This window comes from Afifella marina DSM 2698 (genome assembly GCF_900102695.1).
Lineage (GTDB): Bacteria > Pseudomonadota > Alphaproteobacteria > Rhizobiales > Afifellaceae > Afifella > Afifella marina.
Genome location: NZ_FMVW01000001.1, coordinates 246,443 through 267,863, shown reverse-complemented (window position 1 = coordinate 267,863; position 21,421 = coordinate 246,443). Strand labels below are relative to the sequence as shown.

The window sequence follows — 21,421 nt, the reverse complement described above, 5'->3', positions numbered from 1 at the left end:
AACCCGAAAAACGCTCAGGCGATCGGCACAGGGCGATGGTTCTCGTCGACGGCGACCATCACGAACGTCCCCTTGCCACACAGCCTGCGGTTTTCCGACAGGAGCGCCTCGGCAACCATCGTCACCTCGACGGTCATCGAGGTGCGCCCGGTCGCTACGATCGAGGGCTGGAGCTCGATCATCTCGCCGGCCAGGACCTGATCCATGAAATCGACGCGTTGCGAGGCCGCCATGACGACGATTTTTCGGCAATGGCGGGTCGCTGCGACGAACGCGGATTTGCCCATCGCGGCGAGCACGTGTCCGCCATAAAGACTGCCGTAATGGCTCGTCTGATCGGGAAAGACGATCTCGCACGAGGCGCTTTCTGACACGGGCGTCTCTGGCTCGTCCAAGAGCGGCGGCAGCGCACCGCCATAGCGCTCCAGCGGATCGGCGGCCACCATGTTGAAGACGCCGCGCGTCGACAGGCGCCGTTCGCCGGAAAGCGGCGCTTCTGCGACGAGATCGACTTCGACGCTGAGCGAACGGCGGCCGACGCGAACCACCTTGCCCGTCAGCTCGACGATTTCCCCCACATGCGCCGGGACGTGAAAATCGATGCGTTCGCAGGAAGCGGTGACGAAGTCGACATGCGCGTAACGCGAGGCGACGAGGAAGGCGACCTTGTCCATATGCGCAAGGCCGATGCCGCCGAAGAGCGTGCCGTGGTGATTGGCGTCGCCGGGAAAGACGATGTCGATCAGCCGGGTGAAGCCGTTGGCGGGACGCTCCAAAGCGTTCACCAAGCCATTTTCTGGCGCGTTCATCGCGCGCTCCCCGCGGGTTCAGAACGCAAATGCTCTGCTGCCACGACCATGGTGAGACCTCCCAATCCCAAGCGCTTAAGCTGCCCTATATCGTCGGCGCCGCAGGAGGCGCGCAAAACTTCGCCCAAAGCGCGCAGACCCTGGACGCCTTCCCGCCTCAAGCGCACCGCGGCACAAACCGTCAAGGCGGACTTTCTGCCGATCGCCAGGTCTGGTCCCCCGCTCCGACCCCGCAGGCCCGTTCTCCCAGGCCCGATCTCCCCGCAAAGCCCGGCCACACCGAAAGCCCGCGAAGGGCGTCGTGCCCGGCCCTCCTCTGCGGCCTTTCGCCCCCTCTCCCATCGGCGTCCATCCGCGCGGGAGAACGGGCCGCCGCATACGATCGGCAAGCTTCATCGGTCGCCGACGAGAACGAAAGCGACTTAAAATCAACTCCATGCGCCAGCGATTCATCTTGACGCGACGGCGGAGATCGTGGTCCCGTCCTTTCGACGGTGCCTCCTTGGAGGCTGAAAAGGGAACGCGGTGCGGGCGATGCTCAAATCCGCGACTGTCCCCGCAACTGTGAGCGGCGAATCGCTCGTCACAATGCCACTGGCCCCGAGGGTACCGGGAAGGCGGCGACGCGATCATGACCCGCAAGTCAGGAGACCTGCCGTCAACCGTGGTCACGCGCGGTCACGTCGGTCGGGGGTGTGCCGATGGGATAGACTTCATGAGCATCTGCGCATGAAGCGTCCTCGATCGCGGTGATGTGCCAACCGGCCGTGCGCCGCCCTTGAGGTCGTCCCGTGTTTTTCTCCCGCCCCTCGCGTGAAGGCGTCCCGCCGCAACGCTTCGTTGCCGTTTGCGCCGGCCTTCTTGTCACCGCCGGCCTATCACCGGCTGCCGCGCAGGACGATGATGTCATCGAACTTCCCGAGCTCTCCGTCACCGCGAACCTGACGGCAACGCCCCTCACGGAGGTCGGCAGTGCTGTCACGATCATCACCGGCGAAGAGCTGAGACAGCAGAACATCCACGACGCGACGGAAGCGCTGCGCCAGGTGCCGGGCGTCATCGTCAATGCGGCCGGCCCGCGCGGTCAGTTCACGCAGCTTCGCATCCGCGGCTCGGAAGGCAACCAGACCAAGATCTTCGTCGACGGCATCCCCGTCAACGATCCGGCACGCGGCTCGGAATTCGATTTCGCGCATCTTCTCGCCGACAACATCGAACGCATCGAGGTGCTGCGCGGGCCGCAGAGCGCGCTCTACGGCTCCGACGCGATCGGCGGCGTCGTCAACATCATCACCCGCAGAGCCGAACCCGGCACGCATCTGACCGGCCGCCTCGAAGCCGGCTCGCACAAGACGCTGAGCGGCAATGCCACCATTGGCACGGCGGGTACCAATTACGATTTTCTCGCCGGCGCCTCCGGCGTGCGCACCGATGGCGTTTCCGTCGCCGACAAACGCCTCGGCAATCCGGAAGACGACGGCTACGAGAACGGTACCTTCTTCGCCAAGGGCGGCGTCGACGTCACCGACTGGCTGAACCTGTCGGGCGTCGCACGCTATACGCGCCTGCGCACCGATCTCGATTCGGAAGGGTTTCTGCCCTCCGTCGGCCATACCGGCCCGCTCGATTCCAACCAGGACATGAAGGGCGATCAGCTTTTCACCCGCGCCCAGGCGAAGGTGACGCTCCTCGACGGGCATTGGGAGCAGCTCGCCGGCATCTCCTACACCGATCAGACCCGCGATTATCGCGATCTCGACCCGACCATTGTGACCAGCAGCTACGAAGGCGAGCGGCTGCAGTTCGATTACCGCTCGACCTTCATGTTCGATACGCCCGCCATCGCGGATGCCGGGCATACGCTCACCTTTGGGGTCGAGCGGGGCGAAGACAGCGCCGTCTCCGACAGCGCCTGGTCGTCCTTCGATCGCTCGATCACCTCGACGGGCTTCATCGGCCAGTATCAGCTCAGCCTGTTTGAAGACCTGTCGCTCACCGCCGGCCTCCGCCACGACCAGAACGACCTCTTCGACGACGCCACCACCTACCGGCTGACCGGCGCCTACAATCTCCGCCGGACCGGCACCAAGCTGCATGCCTCCTACGGCACCGGGGTGAAGAACCCGACGCTCTTCGAACTCTACGGCTACACCAACACCTATCGCGGCAATCCGGATCTCGAGCCGGAGGAAGCGAAGGGCTTCGACGTCGGCGTCACGCAGGCATTCTGGGCGAACCGCGCCTCGCTCGACGTCACCTATTTCAATCAGGAGATCTCCGACCTCATCACCGGCTCGGGCCAGAGCTCGATCAACCAGCCCGGGGAATCCAAGATCGACGGCGTGGAAGTCGCCCTCACGGTGGAGCCGCTCGACAATCTGACGGTGACCGGCTCCTACACCTATACGGACGGCGAGGATGCGACCGGTGAGAAATTGATCCGCCGGCCGCAGAACGTCGCCAGCCTCGTCGTCAATTACGCCTTCCTTCAGGGCCGCGCCAACGTCAACGTCTCCGTCGACTACAGCGGCGAGCAGACGGATTGGGTGTGGACCGACGCCTTCTACATGAACCGCGAGACGATCACCCTCGACCCCTACACGCTCGTCGATGTCGCCGCCTCCTACGACATCACCGACAACACACAGATTTATGGGCGCGTCGAGAACCTCCTCGACGAGAAGGCCTACGATCAGTGGGGCTATGACCGGGAAGGCGTCAGCGCCTATGCCGGAGTTCGGCTGACATTCTGATGCCTGGGCGTTGGCTCACGTATTGTCTGGCAGCCCTTGCGGTCCTCGCCGTCGCCGACGCTCCTCCGGCGGCGGCGAGGCCGCAGCACATCGTCTCGATCAATCTGTGTGCCGACCAGCTTTTGATGCGGCTTGCCGATCCCGATCAGATCGCCTCGCTCAGCTATTTCTCACGCGATGCCTCCATGTCGAACCTCGCCGAGGAGGCCAGCGCCTTTCCGCGCAATCGCGGTCTCGCCGAAGAGGTGATGCGCTACAAACCCGACATGGTCTTTGCCGGACGCTACACCAAGCGCATGACCGTCGATCTGTTGAAGCGGATCGGTGTGGATGTGGTTGAACTCGACGTGCCGCGCTCGATCCCCGACGTCGAAGCCCAGATCCGCCGCGTCGGCGAAGCCCTCGGCCAGGAGGCGCGGGCGGAGGCGATGGTGCGGGAGATGGAGGCGCGGCTTGCGACCGAAGACGTGTCGGCCTCCAAGCGCCCGTCGGCGATCGTCTACGAGCCGAACGGCTATACGGTCGGCGCCGGCTCGATCATCAACGTTCTCATCTCGCTCGCCGGCCTTGAAAATCTCGCCGCCGAAAAGGGTCTTGAAAGCTACAGCCGGCTGCCGCTCGAAAAACTCGTGGCCCTGTCGCCCGACGTTCTCGTCGTCGGCGATTATCGCGACGCGCCGGCCGTCGCCAACGAGATCCTGCACCATCCGGTGCTCTCGCGCATGCCGCGGCCGATGGAGATCGTCTCCGTCCCGCAGCGTCTGTGGATGTGCGGCGGGCCGGACATCTTCAAAGCGGTCGAGGTCTTGCGCCAGGCGGCCGACAAAGCGAGGGCGCGGCAATGAGTGAGATCGCGCTTCAAGCCACCGGGTCGGCGGCCGGGTACCGCAGGCTTCTCGGCATCCTGTCGCTCACGCTTCTCGTCGCCTTCGTCCTGTCGCTTGCGATCGGCTACGGCCCCTTCGATTTCGGCGCCGCGCTCCACAGCGCGCTCTCCGGAAAAGACGATCTCGGCGCCCTCGTCTTCATCGAAATCCGGCTGCCGCGCGCCATTCTCGGGCTCTTCGTCGGCTTCGCACTCGGTCTTGCCGGTGCCGTGATGCAGGCGTTCTTGCGCAATCCGCTCGCCGAACCCGGCATCATCGGCATTTCAGGCGCTGCCGCTTTCGGCGCCGTCGTCATCTTCTATTCCGGGCTTGCCGCCGTCTCTTCGCTGCTTCTGCCGATCGGCGGGATCGTGGCAGCACTTGCCGCCGGCCTTCTTCTCTTCGCCGTCGCCGGGCGCAACGCCAACACGGCGACGCTCATCCTCGCCGGCATTGCGGTGAACAGCCTTGCCGGCGCGCTCGTCTCGCTTGTTCTCAACCTGTCGCCCAATCCCTTCGCGGCCACCGAAATCATGTTCTGGCTGATGGGCTCGTTCGCCGATCGCAGCCTGACGCATGTCGCCATCGCGCTGCCGCCGATCGTGGCCGGCTGCATTGCGCTCTTCCTGACGTCGCGCGCGCTCGATGCCCTGGCGCTCGGCGAGGACACGGCAACGAGCCTCGGCTTCGATCTGCGCATCACGCGGGCCCTCCTCGTCGGCGGGGTGGCCCTCGCCGTCGGCGGTGCCGTCGCCGTCAGCGGCACGATCGGCTTCGTCGGTCTCGTCGTGCCGCATCTCTTGCGCCCCTTCGTCGCCTACCGCCCCAGCCTGCTTCTGCCGGCCAGCGCGCTCGGCGGCGCGATCCTGACGCTTTCCGCCGACATCGCCGTCCGTCTCCTGCCGACGCAGCCGGAGCTGAAACTCGGCGTCGTGACGGCCGTTATCGGGGCACCCTTCCTGTTCTCGCTCGTCTGGCGCATGCGTGGAGACCTCAGATGATCATCTCAGCCTCCGGCATCGGCGTGAAAAGAGGCGACGCGACGATCCTGCAGAGTGTGGACTTCGTCGCCCGCCCCGGCGAATTGGTCGGGCTCATCGGCCCGAACGGCGCCGGCAAATCGACCCTGCTTGAGGTCATTGCCGGTCTGCGCAAACCGGAGCTCGGCGAGGTTTTCTACGACGGCAAGCTCGCCTCATCCGTGCCGCGACGCAGCCTGGCGCGCCGCCTCGCCTATCTGAAGCAGGATGCCGCCGTCGATTGGCCCCTTTCCGTCGAAAAGGTCGTCGCTCTCGGCCGCCTGCCCTATTCCGGCCTCTTCGCCGCGCGCGACAGGCGCGCCGATGACAAAGCCATCCGCGCCGCGATGGAGACGGCCGGCATCGCCCACTTCGCGGAACGCAACGTGCAGACGCTCTCCGGCGGCGAACGCGCCCGGGTTCTCCTCGCCCGCGCCCTCGCAGTCGAAGCCGAGACGCTGCTTGCCGACGAGCCCGTCGATGCGCTCGACCCCCTGCATCAGCTCAATGTCATGGAGCTGTTGCGCAGCACCCGAGACCGCGGCACCGGCATCGTCGTCGTGCTGCACGACCTCACCCTCGCCTCGCGCTTCTGCGACCGTCTCGTGCTCCTCGATCGCGGACGGGTCGCCGCCGAAGGCGCGCCCGAGGATGTTCTCACCGACGAGATCATCGCCCAATGCTACGGCGTGCGCGCCTTGACCGGCATCCATGCCGGCGGACGCTTTATCGTGCCCTGGCAGAAAGCCTCGCAACAATTGCATGATTTGAAGACGGACCGCCTCGTCCCTCCCCTTGTTGCCAACGGGCACGGACGTATCGTGCCCATCAATGCCGCTCAGCAACGGCGGACCCTCGATTCCTGAAGGCCATTCCCCCCCAAGGCCGATTGACGAAGGATCAGAATGACCAACCCTCAAGGAATTTCCGAAATTTCAGCCAGCCCCTCATCCCGGCGACCGGTCAGCCCGTGCACCGGGGTCTGTGAGATCGACGCAGGCAGCGGCTTTTGTCGCGGCTGCGCACGGACGAGCGACGAGATCGCCATCTGGAGCCGTGCGCCCGACGATCTCCTGCGCAAGATCACCGCGGTGCTGCCAGGACGGCGCGTCCAACTCGGCATCAAGATCGCCCGTCTCGACTGGGACGACGAGGAGATCGCGCGGTTCATGCGCGACACGCTGCGGCCTGGAAAGGGAAGCTGGGTCTTCGGCATCGATGGCGCCTCCGGCGAATTCGCGGTCGGGGCCGGCGAACAGCCCGAGGTCAAGAACGCCCTCACCGTCGCCACGCATTCGGGCGCGATGCGCCTGCGGCTGCCGGAGAAACTGCGCGCCTTCGCCTTTGAGGAAGGGAAAGCCATCGTGTTGGCGCTGCCCCGCGGCAGGCTGCAACCGCCCGCAGACGTCACGCTCAAGGCGGCCGGACCCGACCAGGGCGCCATCCGCGAAGGCGATCGCGACGCACTGGCTTTCGAGCTCGGCTTGGGCAGCCCCATCGCCCGCATCTTCCTCCGCACGAAGGATCAAGCGCTGCAAAACCGGCTTCAGGAACTTGAAGGAAGGCCGTGGCAGCAGGTTCTCGCCGAGGCCGGCCACGAGATCCGGGAAGGCTCCGCCGACCGCGTCATCCTGACATCGGTCGGTCGCATGGAAGTCTATTCCCGGTCCGCAACGCCGGGCGCCGGCGGGCCTGAGAGTGCCCTCCCGGAGCTTCAGGCGGAGGCGATCGCAGGCGGGCGGGAGATGCCGGGAGAGATCGAGCTTCCGAAAGCCTATGCGCCCTGCGCCATCTTCTATCCGGCCCGCTAGGCGACACGGTCAGCGCCGATTGCTTCGGCGCTGCCATGGCCGGCAATTTGCCGCGCCCCGACTGATCGCTTCCTGACAATCTCCGCCTGCCTCCGTCAGCTCGTCGTAAGGCAGGGGGCGCATCGCTCCTGACAGACGCCCGCGCGGGACACCGCGGCGCGGCGCCGAAGCGACGACACCCAAGCCAGAGACAAGGGCCCAAGCCGGCCCGGTCCTGTCAGGAGATTTCAATGCCCTCCCTCATCAACCGTTACGCGACGCCCTTCATCACGGGTCTTTTCATCGTTTCCCTGATCTCCGGCATCGCCCTCTTCTTCCATGTCGGCCCGAGCGGCTTTCACGGCATGCACGAATGGCTGAGCATGGTGCTCATCCTGCCCTTCATCCTGCACATCTGGAAAAACTGGCGACCGCTGACGAACTACTTCAAGCGCTCGCCCATGGTGATCGCGCTCGCCGTCTCACTTCTCATTTCGCTGCCCTTCCTCATGCCGACAAGCGGCGAGACGCGCAAAGGCCCTCCGCCCTTCGCCTTCTCGCATCAGATCCTGACGAATTCGGCCTCTGCCGTCGCACCGCTTCTCGGCATGACGGGCGACGATGTGGCGGCCCGTCTGCGCTCTGCCGGCGTCGAGCTTTCAGATCCCGACCAGCCGATTGCCGACGCGATTTCCAAGAGCGGGGCCAACGAGATGCGGGCGATCGGCGCACTCCTGACGCCGGCGCGCTGACAGCGCGTTCAGGTCACACGAAGAGGGCCCGGCGCGATCCGCGCCGGGCCCTTTTTCAATCCGCCTCGATGGAGCCGATCAGATATTGCCGAAATAGCTGCTCGGCGATGCGCCACCCGTCGGACCGTTCGGAGCCGATGGTCGGCGATCGTCCCGGCGATCGTAGCCCGGGCGCTGGTCGCCGCGGCGGTCGTCGCGGCGATCGTAACGGGGCCGCTGATCGTTGTTGCGACCGTTCATGCCTTGCTGGGAATTGCCCGGCTTCGCGCGATCGAAGTTGCGGCTGCAGACGCTGCCATCGCACATGCCATTGCGGGCATCGTTGCGCGAGCGGGCCTGTGCACCGTGCTTGCCGTGCTTCTGATAGGCGTGGGAGCGATATTGCTGGTTGGAGCGGCCCCAATCCGAACGCGGGCTGCAATCGCCGTTGCGATTTGCCATCTGCTGCACCCCGACCGCTGATGCGCCGTTTGGCGATGCGGCCATGCTCGCCGCGGGTGCAAACAATGTGGCGGCCATGAGCACGCCGGCGAGAAGGGTTTTTCTGGATGTCATTTCTTTCTCCATGACGATGTTGATGTCATGAAGATCGGCGCGCCGTCTGATCACGCGCTGACGGCGCAGCGAAAATGCCGTCAGCTTCCTGTCAGGCAGATCACGCAGAACGTCGGAAGCAAAACAAAAGGTGGATTGGAATGCGCGTCCTTCTCATCGAGGACGACACGGTTCTCGGTGCCGCGGTGCGAGATCAGATCAAGGCCGACGGCCATTCCGTCGACTGGGTCACACGCCTCGACGAGGCCCGCGACACGCTTTCCGCCGGAATCTTCGATCTCATCCTCCTCGACCTCATGCTGCCGGACGGCCGCGGCGTGCCGTTTCTCAAAAATCTACGCACGAGCGGGGCGGTCACGCCCGTCATCATCCTGACGGCGCTCGACCAGATCTCCGACCGCATCGACGGGCTCAATGCCGGGGCCGACGATTACATCGTCAAGCCGTTCGATCTCGACGAACTCTCCGCGCGGATCGGCTCCGTCGCCCGCCGTTATTCGGGAAATCCCAATCCGATCGTGACGATCGGGCCGCTCGACATCGACCTCGCCGCCCGCAGCATCCACTGCGACGGCAAGGCCGTGGCGCTGACGGCCCGCGAATGGGCGCTGTTTGAAGCCTTTGTGCAGCGTCCGGGCCAGCTCCTGTCCAAGGCCCAGCTGGAAGAGCGGCTTTATTCCTTTGACGACACGGTCGACAGCAACGCCATCGAGGTGCATGTCAGCCGCCTGCGCAAGAAGCTCGGCCGCGACATCATCGAGACCGAACGCGGCCTCGGCTACCGTCTCGGCCATCCATGAACGCACCCCGCTCCCTTCAGCTTCGGCTTGCGCTCGCGCTCGGTCTCGCCGTCACGATCCTGTGGCTCGCGGCGGCAAGCTTCACGGCCGAAAAGCTCCGTCACGAAATGGACGGGCTCTTCGACGCGGCGCTGAAGGACGCGGCCCAGCGCATTCTGCCGCTCGCCATGCACAGCCGCCGCGAGCATCGGCGCGACGAGGAATCCCGAAACGACGAGCGTCGTGAGCGCCGCGGCGGACCGGCACGAGCGGAGCGCATCGCGCGGCTGCACAAGGACGACCGCTTCTTCACCTGGGTGGTGCGCGACCGGAAGGGAGAGACGGTGCTGCGCTCGGCCAATGCCGAGAAGGAGGCATTTCCTCCCTTCACCCGCGAGGGATTCCGTCAGACGGCGACGCACCGCCTTTATTACGATGCGGCCGGTCGCGACGGGCTGACGATCGCGGTTGCCGAGCCGCTCTCCCACCGAACCTCCATGGCGCGCGCGATGCTGCTCTCGCTCGGGCTGCCGCTCCTCATCGTCATCCCGCTCAGCCTTGCGGCGATCTTCTTTGCCGTGCGCACCAGCCTGCGCCCCGTCCGGCGGCTGCGCGCCGACCTCTCGCAACGCGGCGCCCGCAATCTTGCAGCGCTTTCGGATCGGGGCCTGCCGAGCGAGCTTGAACCGATCGTTCAGGGCATGAACCAGCTTCTCGACAGGCTGCGGGCCGCCTTCGAGGCGGAACGGAGTTTTGCCGCCAATGCGGCGCATGAATTGCGCACGCCGGTCGCCGGGGCGATCGCGCAGGCTCAAAGGCTGCGCGCCGAAACCGAGGACGCGAGTGCTGCCGAGCGTGCGAAGGAGATCGAGACAACGCTGAAGCGGCTCAATCTCCTGTCGGAAAAACTCATGCAGCTCGCACGTGCCGAGGGCGCCAGGCTGCGCACCGACACCCCCGCCGATATGCGGCCGATCCTGAAGCTCATCGTGGACGATTTCGCCCGTATCGGCGCCGCCCCCCGCCTGCACCTTGAGATGCCGGACGCACCGGTCCTGTCCGACCTGGAACGCGACGCCTTCGGCATTCTCTGCCGCAACCTCATCGAAAACGCCCTGAAGCACGGACGTGCGGGCGAACCGGTCGATATCGGGCTGTCGCAGGCCGGAATCCTCACCGTCGCCAATGCCTGCCCGCCCGTGGCGGAGGAGGATCTTGCGCGGCTCACAACCCGATTTGCGCGCGCCAGCGACAAGAAGGATGGCAGCGGCCTCGGCCTTGCCATCGTGCGCACCATCGCCGAGCGCGGCGGCGGCGAGCTCGCCTTCGCCTCGCCGGTCCCCGGCAAGACTGAAGGTTTCGAAGTTCGCTTCACCCTGCCCCATACTGCCGACAGTGCAGCATGAGGCTCAGGGCGGCGGCGGATTTATTGTTCTTTTAGCTGATTAAGAGACTGGCCAAACGAGCGATCTCGACCGACACTGACGGCAATGTCATCACCAGCCGGGCTGAAATTTGCGATCATGTTCGTGAACTCGACCAGGATCTCCTCGCCCCCGCAGTGGCGCAGGATCGAGCCGCATATCCGCGCCAGATCGTCGGGGCTCGGACATGGGGGCAAGAGCCGGGCTCAATGATGCGACGATTGCCGCGTTCCTGTTCCGCCGGATCGACCTCACCTGACGCGAGGCAGCCTTGAACCTTCAACAGCTTGCAGCTTTCCGCGCCGTCATGATGACCGGCACCGTCAGCGGCGCCGCCGAAATTTTGGGGCGCAGCCAACCGGCGGTGAGCCGCATGCTGGACCGGCTGGAAGCCGATCTCGGCCTCGCTCTCTTCGAGCGCCGCAAGGGCCTGATCATGCCGATGCCGCAGGCGCGCCGGCTGCTCGACGAGGTGGAACGGGCCTATGTCTCGCTCGATTCCCTGCAGGCGCTGGCGACACGGCTCGCCAAGGGCCAGGGCGATCAGGTCAACCTCGCCATCCTGCCCGCCCTCGGCCTCAGCTTCATGCCGCGCGTCATCGCCAGATTCCGCGAAGAGCGGCCGGGCACCCGCGTCAGCCTCGCCATCCGCATGTCCCCCACCGTGGAGGAATGGGCGGCCGGCCAGCAGGTCGATTTCGGTTTTGCCGAAATGCCGGTTCGCCGCACCGGCTTCGATACCGAGATCTTCTCCGATTCCCCCTATGTGACGGCGGTGCCGAGCGACCACGATCTCGCGGGTCGCTCCTGTCTCGGGCCGAGCGACCTCGCCAAGGGGCCTCTCATCTACTGGACGCCCTTCGTCGCCGCCCGCCATCTTCTCGATCAGGCACTCATCACCTCAGGCGTGCGCGTGGAGGCGCTGTGCGAAACGAGCCTCTCCGGCGCCGCCTATGAGATGGTGAAACAGGGCCTCGGCATTGCCGTCATCGATCCCTACACGGCGATCCTGCAGCACGACGATCGCATCCGCCTCATCCCCTTCCGCCCGGCCATTCCTTTCAGCGTGGCTCTTCTTCGCCCGCAATTTCGTGCGGCGACCCCGGCGGTCGAGCGCATGCTCGCGCTGGCAAAAACGGAACGGGACAAAGTGCTTGCCGAGGTCCCGTCCTGAGCCGGTCGCAGCGATCCGATCTTGGTATGCCTTTTGCGCATAACCATCGGCATATTTTTAATTTTGAACATTTCGAGGCTATCGACATAGTCGCGACACTACGTCGCCTAACCGGGAAGTATATGCCGAGCACCCTTGCGAACCTTGACGGGCTTGAATGCGATGTCGCTGTCATCGGAGCCGGGATCAACGGAGCAAGTGCCGCTCGCGAACTGACCGAAGCGGGTTATTCTGTCCTTCTCTGCGACAAGGAGGATTTCGCCGCCGGAGCGAGCAGCCGATCTTCGCGAATGCTGCATTGCGGATTGCGTTACTTCGAGGCCGAAAATCCGGTCGCGACCTTCGGCCTGCATCCGCTGCGTTTCCTTCAGGCCTTGAAGATGGCGCGCGCCGGCATGGAGGCCCGACACGAGATCGCCGAGACTGCGGCCGACGGCGTAAAACCGTTCACGATGTGCTTCCCGGTCTATCCGGAAAGCCCGGTGAAGAGCTGGCATCTCGATGTCGGGCTCAGGCTTCTGGAGCGGATCGGTCCGGGCGCGCCGCCTCTCGAATACCGCAAGATCACCGGCGATTTCGAACGGCACCTGCCCTTTGCGGGCGACCTGCGCGATCTCGGCCGCCTCAAGGCCGTGGCAACCTACCGCGAATACGTCTTCGACTGGCCGGAACGCTTCTGCGTCGATGCCGCGCTCGAAGCGGAAGCGGAGGGCGCCGTCGTCAAGAACTTCTGCCGCGTGGAGCTCGTCGAGCGGGATGCCGCAAAACGCTGGCTCCTGCGGCTCGAGGCCACGGACGGCTCGATCGCGACGGCAAGAGCGCGCCTCGTCTTCAACATGGCGGGCACCTGGATCGACGAGGTCAATGCGGAGGCTGCTCCCGGCGCGCATGACGACCCACGCGAAGGGCCCGAGCGGCTGATCCGCGGCACCAAGGGGGCGCATATGATGGTGCGCCTGCCTGAGAGGTATCAGGGCTACGGCATCGCCACCATGCACCGGCAGGGCATGCCCTTCTACGCCATGCCCTCGCATGAGGATTTCTTCTATTTCGGACCGACGGAAACGCCCTTCGACGGCGACGCCAAGGATATTGCCGCAACCGACGAGGAGATCGACTTCCTTCTCGGTGAAGCCAAGCACCTTCTGCCGGGGCTCAAGCTCACACGCGCCGACATCGCCTTCACCTGGGCGGGGGTCAGGCCCCTCACCTTCGACGAAGGGCTGCCGATGGGGCGCCGCTCGCGCGAGATCCACGACCTGTCGCGGAACGGCATGCCGAACGTCTTCGCCATGACCGCAGGCCCGGTGATGTCGCATCGCAGCGCCGGCCGGGTGCTGCGCGAACGTGCCGAGGCGGCACTCGGCCCCGCACCCAACGCCAACGGCAAGTCCGCTTCGCCCTGGCGGATCTCCGAGACCTCGCCGCGGCTGTCGCAGCCGGAACCCTCCGGCAACGCCCGACGCGCCGCCTTCCGCCATGCCGTCACGCATGAACATGCGCGCGATCTCAAAGGCATTCTTTACACGCGCACGGCCCTTGCCTGGCGCCGCCATCTCGCACGCGAGGAGGTGGAGGAGGCCGCCCGGTCGGTGGCCGATCTCCTCGAATGGACGCCCGAACGAACAGCCGAAGAAGTCGAGGGCTTCCTCAACTACCAGCGGACGGTGTTTCGCACCGGTCAGCGCCCGAACGATCGATCGACCGCAATGCCAGCCCCAACCGGAGACATGCAGCCATGAAATCGATAGCGAAAGTCCTAAGCCTCCCCGTCCTCGCCGCATTGGCGGGCGCGACCTTCCTCGCCGTCACCGCCCCGGCCGAGGCGGCCGACGGCCGCCTGCAGGAAATCCTCGACCGCGGCACGGTCCGGGTTGGCGTTCTCGGCGCCTTCAAACCCTGGTCGTTTCCGTCGACCGACGGCACCCAGGAAGGCATCGAAATCGATCTGGCGAAGAGCGTGGCCGACACGCTCGGCGTCAATCTCGAACCGGTCGTCGTCACCTCCGCCAACCGCATGCAATTCCTGCAGCAGGGCAAGATCGATGTGATCATCGGCGGCATGTACGACACGGCCGAGCGCCGCAAGATCATCGGCATCATCGAGCCGGCCTACTGGACCTCCGGTCCGACCTTGATGGCCAAGGAAGGCGCGATTGCGAGCTGGGAAGACATCAAGGACAAGCCGGTCTGCGCCAAGCAGGGCGCCAATTACAACAAGCAGGTTCAGCGCGAATACGGGCCGCGCCTCGTCGCCTTCACCGGCAACACCGAGGGCAAGGCCGCGCTCCGCGCCGGCAAATGCGTCGCCTGGCTCTATGACGATGCCTCGATCATGGCCGACCTCGCCTCCGGCGAATGGGACGGCTACGAGATGCCCGTCTCCGTCCTCTTCAACAATCCCTGGGCCTCCGCGGTGCCGATCGAAGAGCTCGACAAGCCCTGGGGCGTCTTCATGACCGGCATGGCCTATCGCTGGCAGGCCGAAGGCACGCTCCTGGAGCTTGAGAAGAAGTGGGAGGTGAAGCCGTCCGATTGGCTCGCCGAGCAGCACAAGCGCCTGGAATGGGACGAGAGCTACCTCGACGGCCAATAAGGGCCGTGTTCGTACCAGGGGAAGTCAGTCTTAATTACAGGGCATAAGCTTGTTCAGCCTCATCGCACCTTTGTTCCAGCGTCTCTACGACGAGACCGGCCTCAACTTCATCATCTTCTACGATCGCTATGAATACGACCGTTTCGTCTCCGGAATCGCGATTTCGCTGCAGCTTATCTTCTGGTCCATTCTACTTTCCCTGGTCATCGGGGTTTTGGGCGCGTGGGTGCAAACCTCGCGCTCACGGCTCCTGAGGGGCGTCGTCAACGGCTACATCCAGCTTTTCCGCAACACGCCGCCCCTCATCCAGCTTCTGTTCTTCTATTTCGGCCTCGGCGCCTTCACCCCGCAGGTCGATATGGGCGGCTATTACGAGCCGCTCATCTCCTCTTTTGCCTGGGCGATCCTGTCGCTTGGGATTTTCGGTGGCGCCTTCAACGTCGAAATCTTCCGCTCAGGCATCGAGGCGGTGCCGAAATCGACGGCGGAAGCCGCGGAAAGCCTGTGTTTCTCGCGCTGGCAGACCTACGCCTACATCACCCTGCCGCTCGCCTTCCGCATCAGCCTGCCGGCGCTCACCAACAACCTCGTCAGCCTCGCGAAGACGACCTCGCTCGCCTACGTGATCTCGGTTCCGGAGATGACCTACACGCTCAATCAGGTCTGGTCGGACAACATCAACGTGCCGGAGATGATGCTGGTCCTGTTCCTCTTCTACGTCATTATCGTCAGCCTGATCGCGGCCGGACTGCACTGGCTCGAAAAACGTCTGGCGCTGCCGGGGTACGGACGATGAAGACAGTTCGCCCCTTCCGCATCGACGCCGAAGCCCTGTCGTCGTTTCTTCCCAGTCGCGCGATCCGCGGCTGGCAGGGCCTCCTGCTTCTCGGCATCTTTCTCGCAAGCCTCGCCGCAGCACAGGCTCAGGGCGTCGCGGCGCCGCAGACACCCTCGGCAATCGCCACGCTCATCGAGTGGATGCCCTTCATCTTGAAAGGCTTCGTCCTCAATCTCGTGATGAGCTTCCTGGCGATGGGGATCGCGACGGTTCTCGGGATCGCGCTCGGCATGCTCCAGCTCAGCCATAGCCGCCTCCTGCGCGCGCCGGCCTGGATCATCACGCATCTCTTCCGCAACTCGCCCTGGCTCGTCATCCTCTTCGTCGTCATGCTCCTCGTCCCCTTCGAGGTGGAGCTGCCGGGCGGGCGAAACCTGATCCTCTCCGATTGGATCAAGGCGACGATCGCCTTCTCGCTGCCGGTGATGGCGAATGTCAGCGAGATCGTGCGCGGCGCCATCGTCTCCATCCCGCGCGGGCAGTGGGAATCGGCGGAAAGCCTCGCCTTCACCCGCGGTCAGACGCTGCGCTGGATCATCCTGCCGCAATGCGTGAAGCGGGCGATCCCGCCCTGGATGAACTGGTACGCGCTGCTCGCCATGGCGACGCCGATGGCCTCCATTCTCGGCGTGCGCGAAGCCGTCGGAAATGCGCAGGCGGCGATGGAAGCGGCGGGCGCGCGGCCGGAACTCCTCGTGCCGTTCTACCTGTTCCTGCTGCTTTTATTCTTCGCCTACATCTATCCGATTTCGATTTGGACCCGAGCGATCGAGCGAAAATATGCTGTCGAGACCTAAGAAAACAGCGCCTGGCGCGGACGCACCGGCCTGGACGCCGGACATGCCGCTCGTCGAGGTGCACGACGTCCACAAATCCTTCGGCGATCTCGAAGTGCTGAAAGGCGTCAGCTTCGACGTCCGCCAGGGCGAGGTCGTGTGCATCATCGGCCCGTCTGGCTCCGGGAAATCGACGCTGATCCGCTGCATCAACGGCCTCAACAACATCCAGCAGGGCTCGATCAAGGTCGAAGGCCAGGAGGTCAACGACCCCAACCTCAACCTCCTGGAACTGCGCAAGAAAGTCGGCATCGTCTTCCAGCAGTACAATCTCTTCCCGCACAAGACGGCGCTCGAAAACGTCATGATGGCGCCGGTGAAGGTTCTCAAAGAACCGAAGAAGGAGGTGGAGGAGCGCGCCCGCGCCCTCATCGCGAAGGTGCGCCTCGGCGGCAAGGAAGACGTCTATCCCGGCCATCTTTCCGGCGGCCAGCAACAGCGCGTGGCGATCGCCCGCAGTCTCGCCATGCGCCCCGACGTGATGCTCTTCGACGAAGTGACGGCCGCGCTCGACCCGGAAACCGTCAAGGAAGTGCTCCTCACCATCAAGGAGCTCGCGGCCGAAGGCATGACCTGCATCCTCGTGACCCACGAAATGGGCTTTGCCCGGGAGGTGGCGGACCACGTGTATTTCACCGACCGAGGCGTGATCGTGGAGCACGGTCCGCCGGAAGAATTGTTCACCCGCGCCAAGGACGAGCGCACCCAGCGCTTCCTTAGCCAAGTCGTCTAGCCCGCGTCGCACTCGGCCGCGGTCGCAACGGCGTGACACCCCGTGTCGCGCCGACGGGATCGCTTTGCCTGCCTCAGAGAGAGAAACCGATGTCCGCAACAGCACTCAGCCAAACGCCGCTGCAAGGAGACCCCGCCCACAAGGACCCGCTCCTGCGCCCCTTGCGCATCAAGCATGTCGAATTCCGCAACCGCATCATGAGCACGAGCCATGCCTGCGGGCTTGAATCCGGCGGCATGCCGCAGGAGGCCTATCAGCTCTATCATTTGGAAAAGGCCAAGGGCGGCATCGGGCTTTCCATGTTCGGCGGCTCGTCCAACGTCGACCGCGATTCCCCGAACATTTTTCGTCAGCTCAATGTCGGCGACGACGCGATCATTCCGCATCTGCGGCGCTTCAGCGAACGCATGCACGGCGAAGGCGCGGCCCTCATGTGCCAGATCACGCATCTCGGCCGCCGCGGCGATCCCTATGCCGGCGACTGGCTGCCGACGATCGCCCCATCGCCGTTGCGCGAGACCTTGCATCGCAGCATCCCCAAGGAGATGGACGAGCACGACATCGCGCGTGTCGTGAAGGCCTATGCTGCCGCCGCACGGCGCTGCAAGGAGGGCGGGCTCGACGGCATCGAGACGCTCGCCGCCGGACATCTGATCGGCCAGTTCCTGTCGCCCCTCACCAATCGGCGCACCGATCGCTTCGGCGGCAGCCTGGAAAACCGCTGCCGGTTTGCCTTGATGGTGCATACGGCGATGCGCGAGGCGGTCGGAGACGATTTCCTGCTCGGTATTCGCTACGTGGTCGACGAAGCGACCAAGGGCGGCCTCAGCTTCGACGATTGCGTCGAGGCGGCGCTGCTTCTGAAGCGCGAAGGCGCCGTCGATTTCTTCAACGCCATCTACGGCACGATGGACACGACGCGGGCGCTTGCGGAAGAGAACATGCCGGGCATGGGCTCCAAGCTCGCACCCTGGGTCGAGCCGGTCGGCGCCTTCAAGGCGGAGATCGGTCTCCCGGTCTTCCATGCCGCGCGCATCGCCGACATCTCTTCGGCGCGCTTTGCCGTTGCCGAAGGCAAGCTCGACATGGCCGGGATGACGCGCGCGCAGATTGCCGATCCCCATCTCGTCGCCAAGCTCGCAGCCGGTCGCGAAGAAGAAATCCGCCCCTGCATCGGCGCCACCCATTGCCAGTCGCCCTACCGCCCCTCCTGCCTGCACAATCCCGTCACCGGCCGGGAAACGAAGCTGAGCCACGTCATCCGCCCGACGACGGGGCCGAAGCGCAAAATCGTCATCATCGGCGGCGGCCCGGCGGGGCTCGAAGCAGCGCGCGTCGCGGCCGAGCGCGGCCATGAGGTCGAGCTTTACGAAGCCGCTTCCGATGTCGGCGGGCAGGTCCTTCTCGGAGCGACCGGTTCCTGGCGCCGCGATCTCATCGGCATCGTGGAATGGCGCGTCGCGGAGCTTGAGCGCCTCGGCGTCGGCATCCATACGAACGCCTATATGGAGGCCGACGACATCAAGGCGCTCGCCCCCGACGTCGTCATTCTCGCCACCGGCGGCCTGCCGCAGATCGACCTTCTTGAAGGCGACGATCTGTGCGTCAGCACCTGGGACATTCTTTCAGGCCAGGTGCCGATCGGGCGCGACGTCCTCGTCTATGACGGCACCGGGCGTCATCCCGCGCCGCTTTCCGCCGAGAAGGCGAAGGAGGCCGGGGCGAACGTCACCTATGCCACGATCGATGGGACGATCTGCGAAGAGCTCACCTATGCGGAGAGGCTGCGCTGGAAGAAGCGCTTCCTCGCCCTCGGCATCGCGCCCGTCTCAGAAACGCGCCTCGTGGGCGTGCACCGCAAGGACAACCGCCTCGAAGCCGTTCTTCTCAACGAGATCTCACGCGAGGAGACATCCGTTCTCGTCGACCAGGTGATCGTCGAGCAGGGCAGCATCCCGATGAACGAGCTCTTTGAAGAGCTGCGCTCCACCTCGAAGAACGAGGGCGTGACCGATATCGAAACCTTCATCCGCCTGGAAAAGCAGCCCTTCCACGACGGTGCCGGTTTCGAACTCCATCGCATCGGAGACGCCGTCTCAAGCCGCAACATCCACGCCGCCATGCTCGACGCGGTCCGCATCTGCAGCCCGCTTTGAGCGGGCGTCGCAGCCTCTTTCCCTGTCAACTTTCAAGGACACCTGCCTCATGACTTTCGCGCATTTCAAGGTTCTCACATTCGACGTCGTCGGAACGCTCATCGATTTCGAGAAGGGCCTGCTCGACGGATTTCGTAACTTCGGCGGACCGGCAGCCCGCGACCTGAGCGACGACGACCTCTTCGTCCCCTACATCGAGGCCCGCCACATTTATCCGGGCCGTGCCAGCCAGGTCATGGGAGAGGTCTATCGGTATGTCGCCGACAAGCTCGGGCTCGACACCAGCGAGGCCGCGGCCGCCGGGTTCCAGGCCCACGTTCTGAATTGGCCGGCCTTCCCCGATTCCGTCGAGGCGCTGAAGCGCTTGCGCACCCGTTTCCGCCTCGTCGCAATGACCAACACCGACCGCGTCGTCTTCACGAGCTACGCGCACACCCTCGGCCATCCCTTCCATGACGGCGTGACGGTCGACGAGGTGGGCATCCCAAAGCCCGATCCGCGCTTCTTCGACTTCAACCGCGGCCGCCAGTCGGCCTTCGGCTACAAGCAGGACGAGATTCTTCACGTTGCGCAGAGCCAGTATCACGACATCGGCGTGGCTCGGGAACTCGGCTATTCCGTCTGCTGGATCGAGCGGCGGCAGGGGCAGGAAGGCTTCGGCGGAACGCCGGTGCCGAAGGAAGTGACGAAGCCGGACTTCCATTTCCCGACGCTCGCCGCACTCGCCGATGCGATCGACGAGGATTTCGCGGCAAACCGCTAAAGGCGGTCGCGCGCGTTTCGATGCTGCAGGCCGGCTCCGGCCGGCCTGCCTCCACCCGGATCTCGGGCGCTCACCAGATCTCGGGCGATCAGCGGAAGGGCGGCTCGTCGAAGGCGCGCAGCTTGCGCGAATGCAGCCTGTCGCCCTCCCGGCGCAGGAGTTCCACCGCGCGAATGCCGATCTGCAGATGCTCCGAGATCGCCCCCTCGTAGAAGCGGTTCGCCTGCCCCGGCAGCTTGATCTCGCCGTGGAGCGGCTTGTCGGAGACGCAGAGAAGCGTCCCGTAGGGCACGCGGAAACGGTAGCCCTGCGCGGCGATCGTGGCGCTCTCCATATCGACGGCGACGGCGCGGCTCTGATTGAGGCGATGCGCCGAGGCGGTGTAGCGCAGTTCCCAATTGCGGTCGTCGGTGGTGACGACGGTGCCGGTTCTCAGCCGCAGCTTCACCTCTTCCCCATGCATGCCGCTCACCTGCTTGGTGGCGTCGTAAAGCGCCCGCTGCACTTCCGCGAGGCTCGGGATCGGGATATCCGGCGGCAAGACGGCATCGAGAACATGGTCGTCGCGCAGATAGGCATGGGCGAGCACGTAATCGCCGATCGACTGGCTTTCGCGCACGCCGGCACAATGGCCGATCATCAGCCAGGCATGCGGGCGCAGCACCGCCAGATGATCGCAGATCGTCTTCGCATTCGACGGCCCGACGCCGATATTGACGAGCGTCACGCCGGCACGGCCCGAGCCGATCAGATGATAGGCCGGCATCTGATGCTTCTTCCAGGCGAGCTCGGAAATCGCCCGCTCCGGATCCTCCGTCTCCTTCGTCACCAGGCTGCCGCCGGCGCAGGAGAGCGCCTCATAGGGGCTTTCCGGATCGCGCACCTGCCGGCACGCCCATCGGATGAACTCGTCGACGTAGCGGCTGTAATTGGTGAAGAGGATGAAGGGTTGAACGTGCTCGGCCGGCGTACCCGTGTAATGCCTGAGCCGCGCCAGCGAAAAATCCGTCCGCAACGCATCGAAATGCGACAGCGGGATCTCCTGGGCGGAGGCAAACAACCCGTCGGAGACTTCATCGCCGATCAAGGCGAGTTCCGTCGTCGGGAAGTGCCGGATCATTTCGAGCGTCGTCGCCCGGTCGAGCACGAGATCCCCGTCCTCCAGGACATAGGGAAAGGGGATCTCCTGGGCCGATGGGCGCACGCTCAGATGCACGCGGTGATCTTCGGCCAGGATGGCGAGCTGATCGGCGAGATAATTGCGAAAAAGGGCCGGCCGCGTGATTGTGGTCGTATAGCCGCCCGGCCGCGTGAAGCGTCCATAGGCGCGCGGCTTGAAGCTGCGCGGCGGCGCCCCGTCCCAGCTGACGCGAAGCTCCGGATAGCAGAAGAGACCCGCGTCGCGTGCCGCCGGATCGGGCGGCGTTCCGTCTTTGGCAAAGAGCGCAATGGCGTCCCGCAGCTCTTGGACGGCCCCGTCATAGAGCTGTTCGAGGCGGTTCAGCGCGTCTTCGACGCCGGCTATGTCGGTTGTTCTGTCGTCTTTCATCACACTTCCTTCCGCCGGGAAGGACATAT

General features: G+C 64.9%; 19 protein-coding genes and 1 riboswitch. Of the genes, 16 read left to right on the top strand and 3 right to left on the bottom strand.

Annotated elements, in window-relative coordinates:
- Positions 1-14 precede the first annotated feature (14 nt).
- Positions 15-809: an acyl-CoA thioesterase gene (locus BLP76_RS01195; protein WP_092809068.1), complete on the bottom strand. Its 795-nt coding sequence runs from the start codon at positions 807-809 to the stop codon at positions 15-17.
- A 475-nt stretch (positions 810-1,284) separates the two neighbouring features.
- Positions 1,285-1,483, top strand: a riboswitch (cobalamin riboswitch).
- A gap of 117 nt (positions 1,484-1,600) precedes the next feature.
- On the opposite strand from BLP76_RS01195, the gene BLP76_RS01190 reads away from it, so the two are divergent.
- The 6 genes from BLP76_RS01190 to BLP76_RS01165 all read left to right on the top strand — a co-directional run bounded on the left by BLP76_RS01190 (position 1,601) and on the right by BLP76_RS01165 (position 7,989).
- On the top strand, positions 1,601-3,562 hold the full coding sequence (locus tag BLP76_RS01190; protein WP_092809067.1) for a TonB-dependent receptor plug domain-containing protein: 1,962 nt from the start codon (positions 1,601-1,603) through the stop codon (positions 3,560-3,562).
- A complete protein-coding gene (locus BLP76_RS01185) occupies positions 3,562-4,407 on the top strand; it encodes an ABC transporter substrate-binding protein (RefSeq protein ID WP_092809066.1) in 846 nt (281 codons plus the stop codon). The genes BLP76_RS01190 and BLP76_RS01185 overlap by 1 nt, the downstream gene beginning before the upstream one ends.
- Positions 4,404-5,429 carry a FecCD family ABC transporter permease gene (locus tag BLP76_RS01180; protein ID WP_092809065.1) on the top strand — a complete coding sequence of 342 codons (1,026 nt, stop codon included), beginning with the start codon at positions 4,404-4,406 and terminating at the stop codon, positions 5,427-5,429. Before BLP76_RS01185 ends, BLP76_RS01180 begins: the two co-directional genes overlap by 4 nt.
- Positions 5,426-6,313 (top strand): ABC transporter ATP-binding protein, encoded by an 888-nt coding sequence (locus tag BLP76_RS01175; RefSeq protein WP_092809064.1) that lies wholly within the window; start codon positions 5,426-5,428, stop codon positions 6,311-6,313. The genes BLP76_RS01180 and BLP76_RS01175 overlap by 4 nt, the downstream gene beginning before the upstream one ends.
- 39 nt (positions 6,314-6,352) lie before the next feature.
- Entirely contained in the window at positions 6,353-7,258 is a 906-nt protein-coding gene (locus tag BLP76_RS01170; protein ID WP_092809063.1) for a DUF1289 domain-containing protein, read from the top strand.
- A gap of 230 nt (positions 7,259-7,488) precedes the next feature.
- Positions 7,489-7,989, top strand: coding sequence for a DUF4405 domain-containing protein (locus tag BLP76_RS01165; RefSeq protein WP_092809062.1), 501 nt, complete (start codon positions 7,489-7,491; stop codon positions 7,987-7,989).
- A 78-nt stretch (positions 7,990-8,067) separates the two neighbouring features.
- Here BLP76_RS01165 and BLP76_RS01160 read toward each other — a convergent pair whose 3' ends face one another.
- Complete coding sequence (locus BLP76_RS01160) at positions 8,068-8,544, bottom strand: hypothetical protein (protein ID WP_139163651.1); 477 nt, start codon at positions 8,542-8,544, stop codon at positions 8,068-8,070.
- Positions 8,545-8,684: 140 nt separating this feature from the next.
- Here BLP76_RS01160 and BLP76_RS01155 point away from each other — a divergent pair, with 140 nt between their 5' ends.
- The 10 genes from BLP76_RS01155 (at position 8,685) to BLP76_RS01110 (ending at position 19,843) form a co-directional block, all read left to right on the top strand.
- Positions 8,685-9,344 carry a response regulator transcription factor gene (locus BLP76_RS01155; protein WP_092809060.1) on the top strand — a complete coding sequence of 220 codons (660 nt, stop codon included), beginning with the start codon at positions 8,685-8,687 and terminating at the stop codon, positions 9,342-9,344.
- Positions 9,341-10,729 (top strand): sensor histidine kinase, encoded by a 1,389-nt coding sequence (locus BLP76_RS01150; RefSeq protein ID WP_092809059.1) that lies wholly within the window; start codon positions 9,341-9,343, stop codon positions 10,727-10,729. Before BLP76_RS01155 ends, BLP76_RS01150 begins: the two co-directional genes overlap by 4 nt.
- A gap of 289 nt (positions 10,730-11,018) precedes the next feature.
- Complete coding sequence (locus BLP76_RS01145; protein WP_092809058.1) at positions 11,019-11,921, top strand: LysR substrate-binding domain-containing protein; 903 nt, start codon at positions 11,019-11,021, stop codon at positions 11,919-11,921.
- A 122-nt stretch (positions 11,922-12,043) separates the two neighbouring features.
- Positions 12,044-13,663 carry an FAD-dependent oxidoreductase gene (locus BLP76_RS01140; protein WP_092809057.1) on the top strand — a complete coding sequence of 540 codons (1,620 nt, stop codon included), beginning with the start codon at positions 12,044-12,046 and terminating at the stop codon, positions 13,661-13,663.
- Positions 13,660-14,517: a transporter substrate-binding domain-containing protein gene (locus tag BLP76_RS01135; protein ID WP_092809056.1), complete on the top strand. Its 858-nt coding sequence runs from the start codon at positions 13,660-13,662 to the stop codon at positions 14,515-14,517. Before BLP76_RS01140 ends, BLP76_RS01135 begins: the two co-directional genes overlap by 4 nt.
- Positions 14,518-14,566: 49 nt before the next feature.
- Positions 14,567-15,313 carry an amino acid ABC transporter permease gene (locus BLP76_RS01130; protein WP_092809055.1) on the top strand — a complete coding sequence of 249 codons (747 nt, stop codon included), beginning with the start codon at positions 14,567-14,569 and terminating at the stop codon, positions 15,311-15,313.
- On the top strand, positions 15,310-16,152 hold the full coding sequence (locus BLP76_RS01125; protein ID WP_092809054.1) for an amino acid ABC transporter permease: 843 nt from the start codon (positions 15,310-15,312) through the stop codon (positions 16,150-16,152). Before BLP76_RS01130 ends, BLP76_RS01125 begins: the two co-directional genes overlap by 4 nt.
- Positions 16,153-16,195: 43 nt before the next feature.
- Positions 16,196-16,924, top strand: a complete 729-nt coding sequence (locus BLP76_RS01120; protein WP_092810013.1) for an amino acid ABC transporter ATP-binding protein — start codon at positions 16,196-16,198, stop codon at positions 16,922-16,924.
- 89 nt (positions 16,925-17,013) lie between these two features.
- Positions 17,014-19,080: an NADH:flavin oxidoreductase gene (locus tag BLP76_RS01115; protein WP_092809053.1), complete on the top strand. Its 2,067-nt coding sequence runs from the start codon at positions 17,014-17,016 to the stop codon at positions 19,078-19,080.
- A gap of 49 nt (positions 19,081-19,129) precedes the next feature.
- Positions 19,130-19,843, top strand: coding sequence for an HAD-IA family hydrolase (locus tag BLP76_RS01110; RefSeq protein WP_092809052.1), 714 nt, complete (start codon positions 19,130-19,132; stop codon positions 19,841-19,843).
- A gap of 88 nt (positions 19,844-19,931) precedes the next feature.
- Here the strand turns inward: BLP76_RS01110 and BLP76_RS01105 are convergent, their stop codons facing one another.
- Entirely contained in the window at positions 19,932-21,392 is a 1,461-nt protein-coding gene (locus tag BLP76_RS01105; RefSeq protein WP_092809051.1) for an AMP nucleosidase, read from the bottom strand.
- Positions 21,393-21,421: the final 29 nt, after the last annotated feature.

Coding starts and splice junctions, on each gene's coding strand:
- BLP76_RS01195 (WP_092809068.1), bottom strand. CDS start 809: ATGAACGCGCCAGAAAATGGCTTGGTGAACGCTTTGGAGCGTCCCGCC.
- BLP76_RS01185 (WP_092809066.1), top strand. CDS start 3,562: ATGCCTGGGCGTTGGCTCACGTATTGTCTGGCAGCCCTTGCGGTCCTC.
- BLP76_RS01180 (WP_092809065.1), top strand. CDS start 4,404: ATGAGTGAGATCGCGCTTCAAGCCACCGGGTCGGCGGCCGGGTACCGC.
- BLP76_RS01175 (WP_092809064.1), top strand. CDS start 5,426: ATGATCATCTCAGCCTCCGGCATCGGCGTGAAAAGAGGCGACGCGACG.
- BLP76_RS01170 (WP_092809063.1), top strand. CDS start 6,353: ATGACCAACCCTCAAGGAATTTCCGAAATTTCAGCCAGCCCCTCATCC.
- BLP76_RS01165 (WP_092809062.1), top strand. CDS start 7,489: ATGCCCTCCCTCATCAACCGTTACGCGACGCCCTTCATCACGGGTCTT.
- BLP76_RS01160 (WP_139163651.1), bottom strand. CDS start 8,544: ATGACATCCAGAAAAACCCTTCTCGCCGGCGTGCTCATGGCCGCCACA.
- BLP76_RS01155 (WP_092809060.1), top strand. CDS start 8,685: ATGCGCGTCCTTCTCATCGAGGACGACACGGTTCTCGGTGCCGCGGTG.
- BLP76_RS01150 (WP_092809059.1), top strand. CDS start 9,341: ATGAACGCACCCCGCTCCCTTCAGCTTCGGCTTGCGCTCGCGCTCGGT.
- BLP76_RS01140 (WP_092809057.1), top strand. CDS start 12,044: ATGCCGAGCACCCTTGCGAACCTTGACGGGCTTGAATGCGATGTCGCT.
- BLP76_RS01135 (WP_092809056.1), top strand. CDS start 13,660: ATGAAATCGATAGCGAAAGTCCTAAGCCTCCCCGTCCTCGCCGCATTG.
- BLP76_RS01125 (WP_092809054.1), top strand. CDS start 15,310: ATGAAGACAGTTCGCCCCTTCCGCATCGACGCCGAAGCCCTGTCGTCG.
- BLP76_RS01120 (WP_092810013.1), top strand. CDS start 16,196: ATGCCGCTCGTCGAGGTGCACGACGTCCACAAATCCTTCGGCGATCTC.
- BLP76_RS01115 (WP_092809053.1), top strand. CDS start 17,014: ATGTCCGCAACAGCACTCAGCCAAACGCCGCTGCAAGGAGACCCCGCC.
- BLP76_RS01110 (WP_092809052.1), top strand. CDS start 19,130: ATGACTTTCGCGCATTTCAAGGTTCTCACATTCGACGTCGTCGGAACG.
- BLP76_RS01105 (WP_092809051.1), bottom strand. CDS start 21,392: ATGAAAGACGACAGAACAACCGACATAGCCGGCGTCGAAGACGCGCTG.